Here is a 15,293-nt window from a genome sequence, read left to right on the forward strand (position 1 = left end):
TTAAATGCAGAACGACTTAAAACAAATAGAACCCAAACAAAAAATTTACATTTTCTTCCTTGCGATCAAGTAAGTTAGACCACTATATTGGGTTGCAAACAAAATAACTTCATAAACAATTATATACCTTAAAGATATGCACAAAAAAAAGCATTAAATAGAGTGTAAATACCTATTTTACAGTTACGTATAAACACCTATTTGCGAAGAAATCTCTGTAGCAACTAATACCAATTGAAATAGAAAAACAATAGATACTTTCGGCAATAAAGGAACATTAGTATTTGAATTGGTTTTCTGGCGTTAGGTCATAATCCATGGTTCACCATCTCTGAACAGTTTTCAGCTTCCCTGTTTTCTATGGTGTAGTTTTATAGTTTTCTCTCTTTAGCAATATATAAGCTCCATGGGTTTCGGAACGGAGAGAGTATAGTCATAAGAATTATTTTCTATTGCTTCTTTTCATTGACCTTCTGCCAAGAAACAAGCATGATTCATGATGTCCTGAATATCAGATCGCTGAGGGCCTATAGGGTTGGATATCCATTACCTAAGTTTCTAGATGATGCAAAATTTCCCATAGTTATTAGTTTATTTTTATGGATTAATATTACGGGATAAAAATAATAGGTTCAAAACAATATAAATTAAGCTCAATACCTAATTTATGATACCGTTTTTTTACATGTAATCAATAATTAATACAAAATAAACATAAATCTCTTATAGCTATTCTCACCGATCAAATAAACATCCTCTCTTCATTGTTCATTTATTTTCAAAAAAATATCGCCAACTGAATACAGTTAGCGATTTATTTAATAGATTAATTAAGTCTTTTAATACAGTTCTTTTTTAAGATAAATTCAGCGAGAAATTTATGCTACTGATCTTTAAATGAATACTCATCATACACTGTGTTTATAAGCTGTTCAGAATTGATATTCCGTGAAAAAATGGGATAATGAAATTGATCCAGTTTATTAAGAATACGTATAAGTTCCATCTTTTCGCTATGATTAAGGTTTCCTGCAACAATATTAGTAGCTTGGCGGATCTTATCCATTTGCTTTTCCAGAATCATCAGTCCCCTTTCTGAAATACGGATTAATTTACTGCGTTTGTCTGTATCAGAATCCATCTGCTCAATAAGTCCCTGACGTAGCAGCCTTGCAATGATAAGCATACCTACCGGTTTATCCTGAATATTTTTCTTGATCAGAGCCATCTTGCTCATCTCTCCAAAAGCTTTCAGATTAATTAAATAAATAAAGTCTTCCTGAGTAGAAAATTCAGAATCTGAAATGGCAGACTTTGAGTAGGTTTTCGCATACCGGTTAAGATGAACAAGCAATGTATTTATTGCGCTTTCCGGAGTTCTCCCATTCTCCTTACCTTCCCAATAAGGTTCTTCAGAATGAGCTACTTCCCCGGCATTCTCCTTATCAGAAATCCATGCTTTAAACCCCTGAATGGTTCCCGGGTACACATCAGGACAAGTACGGGCTTCCGTTTCAAAATCCTGCAGCAGGTCTATGAAGTCTTTAATAAGCGTATAATTCATTCGTTTCAAATCGTCTACAAAAATACCTAATTTCTTAAAAAATAATGCCAATATATACTCAAAACTATACTAAATAGAATTGATTAAGCTGCTCTTCACACAGAGTCCGAATAACTTCAATCCAACGGTCTTCATCATTCAGGCAGGAAATATAGGTGAATTTTTCACCACCTGATTCCAGGAATGATTCTTTCCCTTCAACGGAAATCTCTTCCAGCGTCTCAAGACAGTCTGAGACAAATGCCGGACAAACAATGGCAAGATTTTTAATTCCTTTACCGGGTATTGTTTCTAATGTATGATCTGTATAAGGTTCTATCCACTTATCTTTTCCTAATCTGGACTGAAAAGAAACAATGACTTTATCTTTTGGTAATCCAAGTTTTCTGATCACCCGCTCAGTAGTATTAAAACACTGGTGACGGTAACAAAATGAATGACTGGGATAGGTATCTTTATAACAACAGTCATTCATATTACATGTCTTTGTCTTATCTGTTTTGTAAATATGCCGCTCAGGAACTCCATGATAAGAGAACAGCAAAGCATCAAATTTTTCCGGAAGTTTCTCACGGATACTTTCTGCAAGACAATCCGTATAGAGATCCCGGTTATAAAAAGGCTGGATATAATTGATCCTGACATGAGGAAATTTTTTCTTTCTGATTTCTTCCGCTTTTTCAATAACCGTTTCTGTAGTACTCATTGCGTATTGTGGATAAAGAGGAAACAATACAATTTCTGTAATTCCTTTTTCAACAAGATTCCTGATGCCTGTTTCAATGCTTGGTTCCGCGTATCTCATTCCGATCTCAACTGGTATATCAACAAGTTTTTGCAGCTTTTGCTGTATCTTTTTCGTTATGACAATGAGAGGAGACCCTTCGTCTGTCCATACCGTTTTATAAGCTTCCGCTGATTTTGCAGGTCTGGTTTTTAAAATAATTCCCTGAACCAAAAGTGCCCGGAAAATCCACCGATAATCAATTACCTTCTCATCCATCAGGAATTCATCCAGATATTCTTTTACATCTTCTACCGCGGTTGATCTTGGAGAGCCAAGATTGATTAATAAAATTCCTTTGTTAGCCAATTTTTTTTATTTTATTTGTTATTCTGCCAATGCCTCTTTATAAACTTTCAATGCCCGTTCTCTGGCTTTTGTATGCTCTACAATGGGGTTTTCGTTATAATCTTCAGGAAGCCACTTCCTGATATACTGAGTATCTTTATCAAACTTTTTAGTCTGTTCATAGGGATTGAATATCCTGAAATAAGGTGCTGCATCACATCCACATCCTGCAGCCCACTGCCAGTTCCCGTTATTAGCTGCCAGATCATAGTCTAAGAGTTTTTCTGCAAAATAGGCTTCTCCCCACCGCCAGTCAATGAGAAGATGTTTAGTAAGAAAACTGGCTGTAATCATTCTTACCCTATTGTGCATAAACCCGGTTTCATTGAGTTCTCTCATGCCAGCATCCACAATTGGATATCCTGTTTTACCTTCACACCATGCCTTAAATTCTTTTTCATCATTTCTCCAGGAAATATTCTCATATTTCTTTTTAAAACAATGGTGTACAACACTTGGATAATGATACAGAATCTGCATAAAAAACTCTCTCCAGATGAGTTCATTAAGCCATACTTCATTATGTTTAACAGCATATTGTACACATTTCCTGATGGAAATTGTTCCAAAGCGAAGCGCAATCCCGAGATGACTAGTACGATCCATTGCAGGGAAGTCTCTGTAATCTCCATAAGTATCTATGATATCCATCTCCAATTTAGGCTCTACAAACTCTATATCCGTTTTTTCAAATCCAATTTCTTTTAATGAAATAACACCTGAAGCTCCGTCATAATCTGCAAAGAACTCCCAATTTGTTGTAACGGATTCTACATTTCCCAAATTGTCTTTCCATTTCTTTGAGTAAGGAGTGAAAACAGTATATGGAGAAAGGTCATTTTTAAGGATGTTATTTTTTTCAAATATGACCTGATCTTTAAAGTTCCTAAATTGAATATGATATTTTGACAATAGTTCAGCCACCTGTCGATCACGCTGTATGGCTTGTGGCTCATAGTCCCTGTTACTAAATACAGTATCAACAGTAAAATCTTCTGCTATTTTTTTAAAAATGTCTATTGGATCTCCATGATAAACATGAAGTCCACTGTTATGCTTTTTCAATCTGCTATGAATACGTTGTAAAGCCTGGTGAATATAATCTACCCTTCTGTCTTTTTTATCCTGAAGCTGATTCAGTATATCTGTATCAAAAATAAAAATGGGAACAACATTTTTCCCGGCATTAAGGGCATGATGAAGCCCTATATTATCATCCAGCCTAAGGTCTCTCCTGAACCAAAAAACATTCACTCTATTCATGACCTCTCTTTTAAAAATATAAATATTCGTTAATCAAAATGAATACAAATATACTATTTAAAACAAAATAAAGAACATTAATAAACCAAATTAACTTGAAATAAAAATAATTTAGTGTATTAATGTTCTTTATTCAATAAGAGGATAAAATTCAATACAAGAGTTAAAGCATTTTAAAGTATGTGATCAATAAACTAAACATCAAACAGTTCTCCTTCTGTATAAGTCTCCCTGCTTTGAACCTATTCCATATCTAATCAATCATATCCAAAACATTAGAGATGACCAATACTACTTTTAAGCGTTCCGACTTTTTTCTAATTTATCAATAAGTAAATCGCTATAGGACAACTTTTCTACCTGGTATAGATGAATATTAAAATAATCATAATAGAAATCACATTGCTTTTTCAATTCCTCTAAGTTGAACTTTTCTGTTTCATCTATTGCTTCTACCTCAATAAAGGTTCCAAGATCTTCAACTGTGTCAAAATGAAACTTTACATTATCTATTCCGTATATTTTTCTTTTTTTATCAACAATTACTTTTACTCCCATTTGATTGGAAAGGATCTGTTTTAAAGTATCATTCATACTGTGTTTATAGAGAAGAACATCAGACTTTTTACTTCCCTCAGTATTTTCACGGTGATAATCGATCAGCTTACTTTCTTTTCCTTTAATTTCACGTAATTTCAATCTTCCCTTTGGAGCATTAAAGTAAGTCTCTATCTGATGTTCTGTCCCAAAGTCAATAGGATTTAGTTTAAGAATCTGATCCTGATATTTTTCAAGCTCTTCCACTTTTGCTTTAAATTCAAAATTCTTTATTTTCATATTGTCACAATATTCATTTTAAACGGAGTTTCATATTCAAGAAAAAACATATTATCCTTCCTCGTAGAAATAAGTTTTGTAATGTCAAGCAGCTACAAGAATCCGACTCCATTAGAAGGATACCGTTCCGTAAGCTGCCATTGTCCATTCATCCTTTGTCAAACGGCTTATATGTTCCTTACGAACCTCATCTATAAATATACTTTGGCTGGTCTCTTCAATATGATGATGTCTAAATCCACATTTCTCTTGTGCCGTTTGAGATTTCACATTACCATCATAATATCCGCTCCAGATATTCACCAATCTTAGATCTTCAAAACCAAAACGTACTACCTCGCGAATTGCTTCCGGCACTATCCCTTTTCCCCAAAATGGTACTCCAATCCAATAGGAAATCTCAGCTTCTGCTTCTGTTATTGGGAAATTACTTTTTTCTCCTATAATCAGGCTAATCATTCCAATGGCAGTATCGTCTTCTTTGAGTGTAATGGCAAATACTCCATCTTGTGCAAATATGGTATTGATTATTTCTTTGCTTTGATCAACACTTGCATGGGGTGGCCAACCAGCTATTGGTCCTACTCTTTCATCTTTAGCATAATGATATAAATCTGCAGCATCTGCTTCCCTGAATGGACGTAAAAACAATCTTTCTGTTTCTAAAATCATAACATTATCTTTTTAAATTATTACAACGCAAAGATAAAAGGGACTTCACAAAAGTACATTGACTAAATTTGCGCATAATAGGTACTTTTGAAAACAAACAAGAAGGATATAAAGAAAAAAATGATAGATTTAAGGTACTAATTAAAACTTACTAATGCTTCGTTATTCACAAAATATTACCCAGGGAAAAGGTCTTGTCATCATTGGAGAAACCAATCTAAGCGAAGATTGTGGGTATCCTCTGCAACTTACTTACACCAACCTGATTATCTGTATTGAAGGCAGTGCTTTGCTGAATGTAAATTTTAAAAACTATCTATTAAAGCCAAATGATATACTGGTTTTATCAGAAGATGATGTAAGTATCGTAAAAAGAATATCAAATGATTTCAGATCCTTTTATTGTCTCATTGATAAAGCTATGGCCGAAGAAGTGGCATATCATTTACCCAATGAGCTTTTCCTATTTCTGCATCAGTATCCACTGTGCAAAACTCCGGAATTAGAAGCTGATATGCTGAAAATGTGGATAACACAGCTTCAATATATTAAGAAAACATGTACTATCCACGGGCATATAATATTGCGCAACCACCTACAAAACCTTTTTCTTAGAATAGCAGAAGAAATGCCGGTGGCAGAAATAAAAAAAATGCTTCCCTATAGCCAAAAAGAAGTATTATGCTGGAAATTTTGGGAGTTAGTAGGTAAATATGGTACTGAAAAACGTAATGTAGCTTTTTATGCTGATCAATTAAATATAACTCCATTCTACTTATCCCAAATAACCAAAAACTTCTTCAACGATTCTCCAAAAGGATTAATTGACAGACAAGTAATCCTGGAGATAAAGGCACTTTTGAAAACGACAGATCTGGCTATCAAAGAAATTGCAGACCGCCTCGATTTTAAAGATACCTCTTATATGGCTCGTTATTTCAAAAAACTAACAGGTGTTACCTTAACACAGTATCGAAAATGATTACTTTGGAATAAAAAAATAATGCCTTTCTAAATCTCAGGCTCCATACAACCCAATATCTAAATATAACAACACCCAATCAGATGTATGATTGGGTGTTGCATAATGCTATGAAAAAGAAGCTCTCAAACTTATTACCTGAGAAACGATATAAAGCATTATCTTAAGACAATGTCAAAATGAGCAGACAAAGAAGTTCTCATCTGACTCTGAATGGTATTGATTTCCTCATTGTTCAGGGTTCGTTCATTTGAGCGGTATGTAATTCTGTAAGACAGGGATGTCATGTTGTCTTTGGTAAATTTATCCTGTAAACGGACATCTTCAATCAGGTCATCTCCTTCTTCTCGTGCAATCTCGCAGAAGTTATTATAGTCTGACCAGATTCCCTCAAAGTTTTCCTTATATTCATTAACCCAGAATGATATGTCTTTATAGACAGGAGGATATTTTGAATATTCCCGGAATTCCACCAAGCCATTTGTAAACTGGGAAAGAAAACGAGGGTCATGGGTCCAAAGATATCGGATATCCGGAATATTACAATAAGAAAGCAGCAAGCGATCAAGTCCCAGACCAAATGCCCAGCCAGTTCCGTCTATGTTACAATTCTGAAGAATTTTGGAGTGAATGACTCCTGCTCCAAGAACCTCCATCCACTCATCATTCTGGTATACTTCTATTTGCAGTGATGGTTCTGTGAACGGGAAATGATCATCCAGAAACCTATATTCCTTTCCGGGATACAGATACTGAATCAGTTTTTCCAATGTAAGTCTTAGATCCGCTAATGCATCTGCACCTTTGGGCATAATTTTGACGCCTTCCATTTGGTGAAAGACCGGATAATGAGTCTTATCTATGGTATCCTTTCGATAGACATCTCCGGTTACAATAAATTGTCTGTTACCGGCACGCAGCAATGCATTCTGATGTGCTGATGTCTGAGTTCTCAATACATTATTGTCATCAGTATAATAAGTGTCATTAGCAGATCTGGCTGGATGGTCCAAAGGAATCAGCAGGTCATCAAAATTGTCACGGATACTTACTACTTCATTTAAGTCGTCGAATATGGTAAAGTCTTTGAAGAAATGCTGTATTTTTTGTTTTAATTGAGTAATAGGATGTTTTGAATCGTTATGCAGTTTTCTTCCGCGTTTTTCATTGATTGTTTTTGATATATTATTCATATCGAAAATAATGGTATAGTATCTGCGAAAATAATATCGCAGATGTATGATTAAAAAATATATAAAAGTCTGATTTTGTTTGTGAATACCCGTACGCAACGGGCATATTGAATTATCTCGGCCCTTGGGGGCCAAAAAAGAAGAAGAAAAATAATATGTTGATTCTGGAAATCATCTTTGACACGAAGTTATTAAAAAAAACTAATAAATCCTAACCAGGCAATACGACTGTTTAAAAAAAATGGTTAATGATAGCTTTCAACTCCAATAGGAAACCCATATATCATGAAATATAACTTAGAATGAATTGTTTATCAGTACAAATTCAAGAATCACTTATAAGTATGATAAAATTACCCCAAGATTTCCGAACTTTGTCTACAATTAAAATGTACAGAACCCCTAATGGAAGAATTTGAATTACCCGTAACCTATAAAGGCAAAGAGCAGCTATTTAATGTAAAACTGGCAACATTCACTTATGGTTATAAATTCTATGTAGATGTGGATGGTAACGAAGTCGTTTTTGAACGCGACGATGAAGGCAATATGCGGGCTATGGTACAGGATACCTCATCAGAATCAAAGATAGAAAAAGGGCTTATTGAGGCAATTATGGAAGTATTTAATGCTCTTTAACCTAAACAGGCTCTAACCGATATGCTTTAAGGCTTTTCCCTTTATGCCTTTTGAAAAACTTATTGATATGGCTTTCATCAGCAAAGCCAAACTCATCCGCAATCTCATGAACTCTTTTATCACTGAAACGTAACCGATGTTCTATCAGGCGAATTTTATAAGAAGAAATATATTGTTGGATAGATTCGTTACACTGTCTACGGAAATAGCTTCCAAGATAGGTTGGAGATAATCCGAACTCATTGGCAATAGCCTCTACTTTTAATCGTTTTGGCTCACGTATATTTTCCTGAATATAATCCAGCATCTGAAGAAGGCGGACATCTGCATTGGATGAGATATTCTGTGGTTTAACAATAGCTATATTTCTTGCTGCTATTACAATGATAGCATTCACAAGATGGCGGGTAAGATCTTCGTTGTATATTGACTCATGTTCTACAGCCTGCTGCAAATTCTGTATGAGCAGACCCATCATTTTTTTATCCTCATTATTCACGAGTACCGAGCCTGACAAATGAGAAGCGTAATACAAAAGACATTCTATGTGATCGATGCTTTTCCACTGGTATTCTTTGATATAGCTTTCCCCAAAACGGATCACCATAAATTCACAGATTCCATTCAGATCAAATCCATGACAGTCATTGGGGGTAATTAAAAACAGGTCTCCCGTAGAAAAAGCAATTTTATTTTCGTTGACGATATGATCCCCAATACCGGAAATGACATACACCAGTTCAAAAAAATTGAATTGCCTGTCCTTTAACGGGCATTGATCTATCTTTTCATAAAAAACCTCAAGGGATTGGTGTATATTTTCTCTTGCCATAGTACAAAGATACCTAAATAAGCATTAAATATACCTGTTTTTGCCCATTTTATCAGTCTATTTTTGCGACACAAATTAGAACTGTAATGCAGAAAAAAATAGATCCTGAGCTTTTAAAAGCCATTATTGACAGTCCATTTAGCAAAATTGATTATGACTATTTACTGGCCAATCATCCGGCAAAGATCCGTGAAGAAGAAATGAAGATCATGACAGTGGAAGAACCGTTGCCTGTTCCTCTATCTCTTTCTGTAGAGAACATCTATATTCCCTCTTCTGAACGTCAAAGAGACATCAGGTTGAGAGTTTACAGGCCAAAGGGAAAACAGAACTTACCGATACTGCTCTATTTCCATGGGGGTGCTTTTATATATGGAATGCCGGAACAGTATGATTTTATATTCTATCGGCTGGCAGTGGATATTGATGCGGTTATTGTCTCTGCAGATTACCGGTTAGCCCCGGAACATCCCTTCCCTGCTGCTATGGAAGATGGTTATGATGCTTTACTATGGCTGTCTGAATCTGCTGACCGTATTGGTGGAAATAAAAACAGGATCATAATAGGCGGAAGCAGTGCCGGAGCAACCATTGCAGCTTCAGTAACACAGTATGCAAGAGATAAGGAAAAAGTAAATATTCAGCATCAATATCTACTCTATCCACCTACGAACCATCTCCTGAAAACCTCATCAATGAATGAATTAGCCAATGCTCCTATGCAGACTAAAAAAGCTGCTTACTGGATGTGGAAACATTATCTTCAGCATCAGATGATTGAACCGCCTCAATATTCTGTTCCGCTGCAGGAGAAGAATTTTGACAATCTTCCGGATGCTACCATTATTGTATGCGAATTGGACCCGCTAAAAGATGAAGGAAAGGAATATGCTCAAAAATTACAGCACGCAGGAGCTTCAGTACATCTATTGGAAATTAAAGGTGCTGTACATGCTTTTGATTTCTTCCCTTGTAAGATCTCTGAAGATTTTTACTTACAGCAAGTCAAATTATTTAAACTTATTTTAATTCAGAAATTATGAAAAAAATTATTGTTATTAACGGCCATCCAGCTCAGGAAAGCTTTAACTCTGTTATTGCAGAGTCCTATATCCACTCTGCTGTAGCTTCCGGTGCTGAGGTACGGTATATTGCCATTGGAAAGCTTAATTTTAATCCTAACCTTCAATTCGGGTATCAACAAAGAATGGAACTGGAGCCTGATCTTGTAAAAGCGCTGGAAGATATTCAGTGGAGTGACCATCAGGTATGGATACATCCTGTTTGGTGGCTGGGGATGCCTGCCATAATGAAAGGTTTCTTTGACAGGGCATTTCTTCCGGGAATTACTTTTAAAAGTGATAAAAAAGGGAACAGCGAAGGATTACTCAATGCAAGATCAGCAAGAATTATTACCACAGCGGGTGATTTGTCCCTCCAGGTTTATGAGAATGAATACCAGTCAAGTGGGCTTATTCAGCTAAAGAAGGGGATTTTAGAATACTGTGGAGTTTCATCCATTAATAACCATTTTATAGGTCCACTGTATGAATTAACAGAAAAAGACAGAAAAGAATGGCTGGATACCATCACAGGATTGGCCCTCGCCGATTCTTTATAAAATTTTAGGTGACTGTACCGGTTGTCTATATTTATCCAATTTTAATATACTTCCAGTTCTTTAGTCCCCTTTGGACGATAGAGATAAAGGGTAATGTAAGTAGTTGTTACATTATCCTTACCTTTTCTTTTAAAACCTCCCCAAAGCGCTGATTTTTCATTATTGATTTTCTGTAGGCATACGATTTTGCCATCGCCATAAAAAGTCATTTTATAATCCTCAATCGGCTTTATATCAAAAAATGTAATATCGGTATTTGTTCTGAATACATACTCATTCCACCTGTTCTTTATCTCATCCGGCAATAAGAACAGCTGTTTAGCCACTCTTTTTTCTCTATTATAATAAATATTAGCCAGCGTACTCCACGAACCCTTCATATAGATATCTCTTACCTTATTGTATTTAGCAACTGCCTCCTGTTCAATAGCCTGTAATTTATCTTTATCAGTAGTCAGTAGAACCTCTGCATTTTCCAGAGTTTCTATATGGTAAGGAATATCCGCAAAAAAGGTGAATGCGTCTTCAAATGTATTGCTATTGATGCGTTTCTTTTTAGATGTTGAATATTTTCTCACTTCGTCCTCTTCAGAGCTCCCACTCTTATTTTTCAGTGATTTTACAATCTTCACCTGAATTTCTGAATTAGGAGAAAGCTCCGTATTTAAAATATTTTTATCCTGATTAAATCCCGGTGTCATTTTAATGATGATTTTTTGATTTCCTTTTTTAGTAATCCATTCATTCAGCGGAAAATAAGACCCTGACAGACTACTGCCGGAAGTGTCACTATGCTTTATAACGGGAATATCATTAATTAAGATTTCAAAAGAACAGTTACTGGTAGAGATATAGGCCCCATAATGAGGTTCGTTATCAGAATATCTGATTTCCTGTGAGGTTACAGAAATATTTTGGTGGGGCACAACAGGTTCAGTCTTTTTCTCAGCTTTAGCCAACAAAGATAATATCAAACCTAATAAAATATATTTTTTCATAATTCTTATCTTATAATTTGTAAGGCCTTAGCCCCTTTTGGAATGTATAGCAGCATATCAATGAAAGAGGTTCTGCTCATTCCATTTTTATCTGTTATTGTATCCCTCAGCAGAGATTCTCCCTTATGACTTCCTTCTTTAGGCTCTAATCTCACCATTTTATTATTAGCATAGAGTTTCATTATATAATTTTCAATGGGATAAATACTCTGCGAAGAAACTTCTGTCCCTGAAGTTACAGACTTGCCTTTTCTTCCTTTTACAGTTTGAAATTTAGTCATAATATCCTTAGAGAAATACTCTGCCTGATACCATTCGCTGTCTGCATTCAGAAATTGGGTATTCAGGTAATCATAATCTTTTTCTTTGAGAGCAGAAGCAATGGTATTGTAAAAATTGACCACTTTTAATTCCAGATCCTTCTGATCCAGTTGGGACAGATCTTCCCCATTTTCCCAACCCTGAAGAATATAAGGAACAGAAGCCTCAAAGTTTAAACTGGTTTTATACTCCGCTAATTTAGAAAAATCAGCGCTCTGTTCATTACTTTTAAAGACTAATATCTCTTTAGGCTCTATCAGGGATTTATCTTTATCCCATCCTGTTTTTTCAATTTTTAAAATAAAATTCTCTCCATTTTCAAGGGAGTGCTTCTGAATTCCATCCTTATCATATCCTGGATAAAGCTCTATTTCAATTTTCTGTTTTCCTGCCTTTAGAATAGACGGATTAATATTTATCCTTGCCGCCACCGGAGTTTTATCGTAATTTGAATAAACAGGACAGCCGTTAATTATGATTTTAAAATTAAAAAACGACTGTATATCTATTTGGTAGAGCGGCTCATTTTTAAACTTAATAACCTTCTCTGATAAATATTCCAGTCTCTGCCCGGTTGACATAGTTACTTTTTTATCCTGGCTGCTGCAGAATGTTGAGAAAAGTAAACAGAAAAATAATAAGTTTAAACGCATAAGTTTTCAGAATGATTGATTCAGTCTCTGCAATCAAGAATAATCATTTTCCTGATCTGATAAAAATAAGGTATTTTTTTATACTGGTATACCCTGCTGCCTTTTATCAATTATATAATTCACGAGTAAGGGTAAACTGAATAAAAAGTATTTTCTTTGCAAAAATTATATCCATGAAAAAAATATTACTGCTGGCCATCCCTTTTATCTACTCTCATCCTGTAGTTCTGACACGGATGAACCTACTAAATCAAAAAAAATTATTGAAGTAAAACAAGATGGTAAGCCCTATTATCAATTTTCCTATAACAATGCTGGTAGTATTTCCGAAATCACAAACTACAACAATGGAACTTTAGCCAATACTACAAGAGTAGAATACACAAATGGTCTGGAAACGAAAAGAAGCGTCTATAATTCACAGAATGTACTATTTAATTATTATACATTTACCTATAGCGGCAGGCTTTTTACTGAGTGATCAAGCTACACCAGAAACCCATCAACAGGACGGATATCTTAATGCAGGTGGTACATTATACTAATAATACATCCAAACCTTCCCATAATTTAACGGGTTCACAATATTATAACGGAACTGGAAATCTAATTGGAAAAAGCGAAATTACATACACCGATAGCCGCGGAAGCAACATAACGAATGTTTATAATGCAACAGGAGAAAAAACCAATGTCACTACCACGGTAAAAGATAACGCTGTTGCCTGCGATAAAGTTGTAGATCCTTTTGTATATCAGCATGAGCATAATTCGCAATCTGTATTGGATGATAATATCTTTAACGGATCTAAAACCGGATTTACGGTAGAATTTACTTATGATAAAGATAATTATCCTCTCTCAGCCAAGTATTCGCATTCCAATGGAATAAAATATATGTATACATTCACTTGGGAATAAAATGTCATACCTATAAAAAATATGGCACCTATATACAATTTTACACTAATTACTTTTTCAATTTTTTGACTTCCTCTAATATTGTATTATAAGCTTCTGAAATAGAAATCTTATTACAGTAGGTATAAAGGACGAAAATAACAATACTAAGGCAAAATGTTTTCTTTAATACTGTTGAAGAATTGACCAATGAAATTAACGATTATGTTGTCAATGATCTAAACTTAAATAATGTAGAAATTTACATTGATGAGTATAATGAAATTTTTTCTGATGAAGAGAAAAAAAGGCTAACTGATAAAGGCCATCATTTTGAATAAATACAATTGACTCTTTATCTTCAATATATTTATTGCATATAGTCTTCCATTGGGAGACTATTTTTAATTATCCAGACTATTTATATAAAACTGAAGAGAATATTTCCGATATGGTAATTTTAATCATGAGCAAATCCACTAAAATCTTTTTCATCAGTACCAATATCAGCACATACAAATGAGTGTGTTAAAATCTTATTTGTAACAATGATACTGTCTTTTTTAAATAAAATACCCTGCATACCTGTTCCACATATATTATCACTATTTTCTGCTCCAAATGTTTTTCTATCATCTTTTGTTGCCATGTTTCCAAGAATAACTAAAGTATGCTTTACTCCTACATCCGGATAAGAGAAGTTTTCAACTTTATTCTTTTCCCATCTTAAAAAATAACATGGAGGGTTGATTTTTATATCACCGGATAATTTATATTCTTTGGTATTAATCTTTAATTTTGCTTTTCCATTGTCATTTATTAATTCCAATAATACTCCGTCAATATTAGTTGTATCAGTTACTATTATTGTACTTTTTTTAGTATTTGATTGAGTGTATTCTTTTTCTTGATTTTTTTTACAGGAAAAAGATATTAATGATAATGTTATTATAAAACAAATATTTTTCATAGTAGTTAAATTAAAGCCCAAAACCAAATTTCTGTACCTCTCCCTAAATAATCGAAAGCATCTCCACCTTTTAAAGACATTCCATTCCAAACATCTATGTGATCTGTACCTTCAGACCATCCATCTTTAATAAAAATGATCCCCTTCCCATTTTTGAAAGATTTGTGGTCCATTTTGGGATATTTTTTTCTTTCAAGCTTTAGTCGATTTCCAAATATTTCAGGATGCAGATGCATCCAATCAGCGAGTTCCTGAGCTCTTAATATGTGTCTAAATCCATCTTCATGTTTCTCCCAGCATCTTACTTTTTTAAAGGACATTAAATCAACACCTGATTTATGAAAAGCTTCACTCATCCTGATAGCACATTGGTTTGGAAATAGTGCTACATTACAGGGATGAGACCCTTTTCCTGGATGATTTTTCCACAATTCGTCAAATCTTACCATAATAAAACATTAGACTTTAATATCAAATATAAATCAAACATTAGAGATAAAATTTATTATGTTAATTAATTTAAAATGAGCGTTTATCGACTACCCTATTTTCAGGCATTGTATAAAATCCATGTCGTTTAAATTTTTCAATGTTTTCGTTTTCTGTATTTTCCTTTTTGGATTAATTTTAAGTTATATTACTTAAAAAGAGGACATTGAATCCTCTTTCCTTTTTTATTAGAATCGTTATAAGATAGTTATATTAGAAAATTAATT

Annotated in this window: 16 protein-coding genes; 5 read left to right on the plus strand and 11 right to left on the minus strand. The window is 34.3% G+C overall.

Features of this window, described 5'->3' with window-relative positions; all coding sequences use genetic code 11:
• Positions 1-883 precede the first annotated feature (883 nt).
• The 5 genes from M2372_RS10950 to M2372_RS10970 all read right to left on the minus strand — a co-directional run bounded on the left by M2372_RS10950 (position 884) and on the right by M2372_RS10970 (position 5,468).
• Positions 884-1,564 carry a MarR family winged helix-turn-helix transcriptional regulator gene (locus tag M2372_RS10950; protein ID WP_123319321.1) on the minus strand — a complete coding sequence of 227 codons (681 nt, stop codon included), beginning with the start codon at positions 1,562-1,564 and terminating at the stop codon, positions 884-886.
• 64 nt (positions 1,565-1,628) lie between these two features.
• Complete coding sequence (hemH, locus tag M2372_RS10955; RefSeq protein ID WP_123319322.1) at positions 1,629-2,657, minus strand: ferrochelatase; 1,029 nt, start codon at positions 2,655-2,657, stop codon at positions 1,629-1,631.
• Positions 2,658-2,675: 18 nt separating this feature from the next.
• Positions 2,676-3,959 carry a deoxyribodipyrimidine photo-lyase gene (locus tag M2372_RS10960; protein ID WP_123319323.1) on the minus strand — a complete coding sequence of 428 codons (1,284 nt, stop codon included), beginning with the start codon at positions 3,957-3,959 and terminating at the stop codon, positions 2,676-2,678.
• Positions 3,960-4,256: 297 nt separating this feature from the next.
• Complete coding sequence (locus tag M2372_RS10965; RefSeq protein ID WP_123319324.1) at positions 4,257-4,796, minus strand: class IV adenylate cyclase; 540 nt, start codon at positions 4,794-4,796, stop codon at positions 4,257-4,259.
• Positions 4,797-4,907: 111 nt separating this feature from the next.
• Positions 4,908-5,468 carry a GNAT family N-acetyltransferase gene (locus M2372_RS10970; RefSeq protein ID WP_115968861.1) on the minus strand — a complete coding sequence of 187 codons (561 nt, stop codon included), beginning with the start codon at positions 5,466-5,468 and terminating at the stop codon, positions 4,908-4,910.
• 154 nt (positions 5,469-5,622) lie between these two features.
• Between M2372_RS10970 and M2372_RS10975 the strand changes: the two genes are divergently transcribed.
• Positions 5,623-6,450, plus strand: coding sequence for an AraC family transcriptional regulator (locus tag M2372_RS10975; RefSeq protein ID WP_123319325.1), 828 nt, complete (start codon positions 5,623-5,625; stop codon positions 6,448-6,450).
• Between the two features lie 158 nt (positions 6,451-6,608).
• Here the strand turns inward: M2372_RS10975 and M2372_RS10980 are convergent, their stop codons facing one another.
• Positions 6,609-7,643 (minus strand): hypothetical protein, encoded by a 1,035-nt coding sequence (locus M2372_RS10980; RefSeq protein WP_123319326.1) that lies wholly within the window; start codon positions 7,641-7,643, stop codon positions 6,609-6,611.
• Between the two features lie 405 nt (positions 7,644-8,048).
• On the opposite strand from M2372_RS10980, the gene M2372_RS10985 reads away from it, so the two are divergent.
• Positions 8,049-8,282, plus strand: coding sequence for a hypothetical protein (locus M2372_RS10985; RefSeq protein WP_115968864.1), 234 nt, complete (start codon positions 8,049-8,051; stop codon positions 8,280-8,282).
• A 1-nt stretch (position 8,283) separates the two neighbouring features.
• On the opposite strand, the gene M2372_RS10990 is transcribed toward M2372_RS10985, so the two are convergent.
• The gene (locus M2372_RS10990) at positions 8,284-9,114 is read right to left on the minus strand and encodes an AraC family transcriptional regulator (RefSeq protein WP_185018796.1); all 831 of its coding nucleotides are present in this window, start codon (positions 9,112-9,114) and stop codon (positions 8,284-8,286) included.
• An 86-nt stretch (positions 9,115-9,200) separates the two neighbouring features.
• Between M2372_RS10990 and M2372_RS10995 the strand changes: the two genes are divergently transcribed.
• Both M2372_RS10995 and M2372_RS11000 read left to right on the plus strand, forming a co-directional pair.
• Complete coding sequence (locus M2372_RS10995) at positions 9,201-10,157, plus strand: alpha/beta hydrolase (protein ID WP_123319327.1); 957 nt, start codon at positions 9,201-9,203, stop codon at positions 10,155-10,157.
• Positions 10,154-10,735, plus strand: coding sequence for an NAD(P)H-dependent oxidoreductase (locus M2372_RS11000; protein WP_123319328.1), 582 nt, complete (start codon positions 10,154-10,156; stop codon positions 10,733-10,735). Before M2372_RS10995 ends, M2372_RS11000 begins: the two co-directional genes overlap by 4 nt.
• Positions 10,736-10,776: 41 nt before the next feature.
• Here M2372_RS11000 and M2372_RS11005 read toward each other — a convergent pair whose 3' ends face one another.
• Complete coding sequence (locus M2372_RS11005) at positions 10,777-11,733, minus strand: hypothetical protein (protein ID WP_123319329.1); 957 nt, start codon at positions 11,731-11,733, stop codon at positions 10,777-10,779.
• A 5-nt stretch (positions 11,734-11,738) separates the two neighbouring features.
• Positions 11,739-12,635, minus strand: coding sequence for a hypothetical protein (locus tag M2372_RS11010; RefSeq protein ID WP_228455698.1), 897 nt, complete (start codon positions 12,633-12,635; stop codon positions 11,739-11,741).
• A 549-nt stretch (positions 12,636-13,184) separates the two neighbouring features.
• On the opposite strand from M2372_RS11010, the gene M2372_RS11015 reads away from it, so the two are divergent.
• Positions 13,185-13,628 (plus strand): hypothetical protein, encoded by a 444-nt coding sequence (locus M2372_RS11015; protein ID WP_123319331.1) that lies wholly within the window; start codon positions 13,185-13,187, stop codon positions 13,626-13,628.
• Positions 13,629-14,067: 439 nt separating this feature from the next.
• On the opposite strand, the gene M2372_RS11020 is transcribed toward M2372_RS11015, so the two are convergent.
• Both M2372_RS11020 and M2372_RS11025 read right to left on the minus strand, forming a co-directional pair.
• The gene (locus tag M2372_RS11020; protein WP_123319332.1) at positions 14,068-14,577 is read right to left on the minus strand and encodes a hypothetical protein; all 510 of its coding nucleotides are present in this window, start codon (positions 14,575-14,577) and stop codon (positions 14,068-14,070) included.
• 5 nt (positions 14,578-14,582) lie between these two features.
• A complete protein-coding gene (locus tag M2372_RS11025; protein ID WP_123319333.1) occupies positions 14,583-15,026 on the minus strand; it encodes a type VI secretion system amidase effector protein Tae4 in 444 nt (147 codons plus the stop codon).
• Between the last annotated feature and the right edge of the window lie 267 nt (positions 15,027-15,293).

Origin of the sequence: Chryseobacterium sp. BIGb0232 (assembly GCF_024810195.1) — a bacterium.
GTDB classification, from domain to species: Bacteria; Bacteroidota; Bacteroidia; order Flavobacteriales; family Weeksellaceae; genus Chryseobacterium; species Chryseobacterium pennae.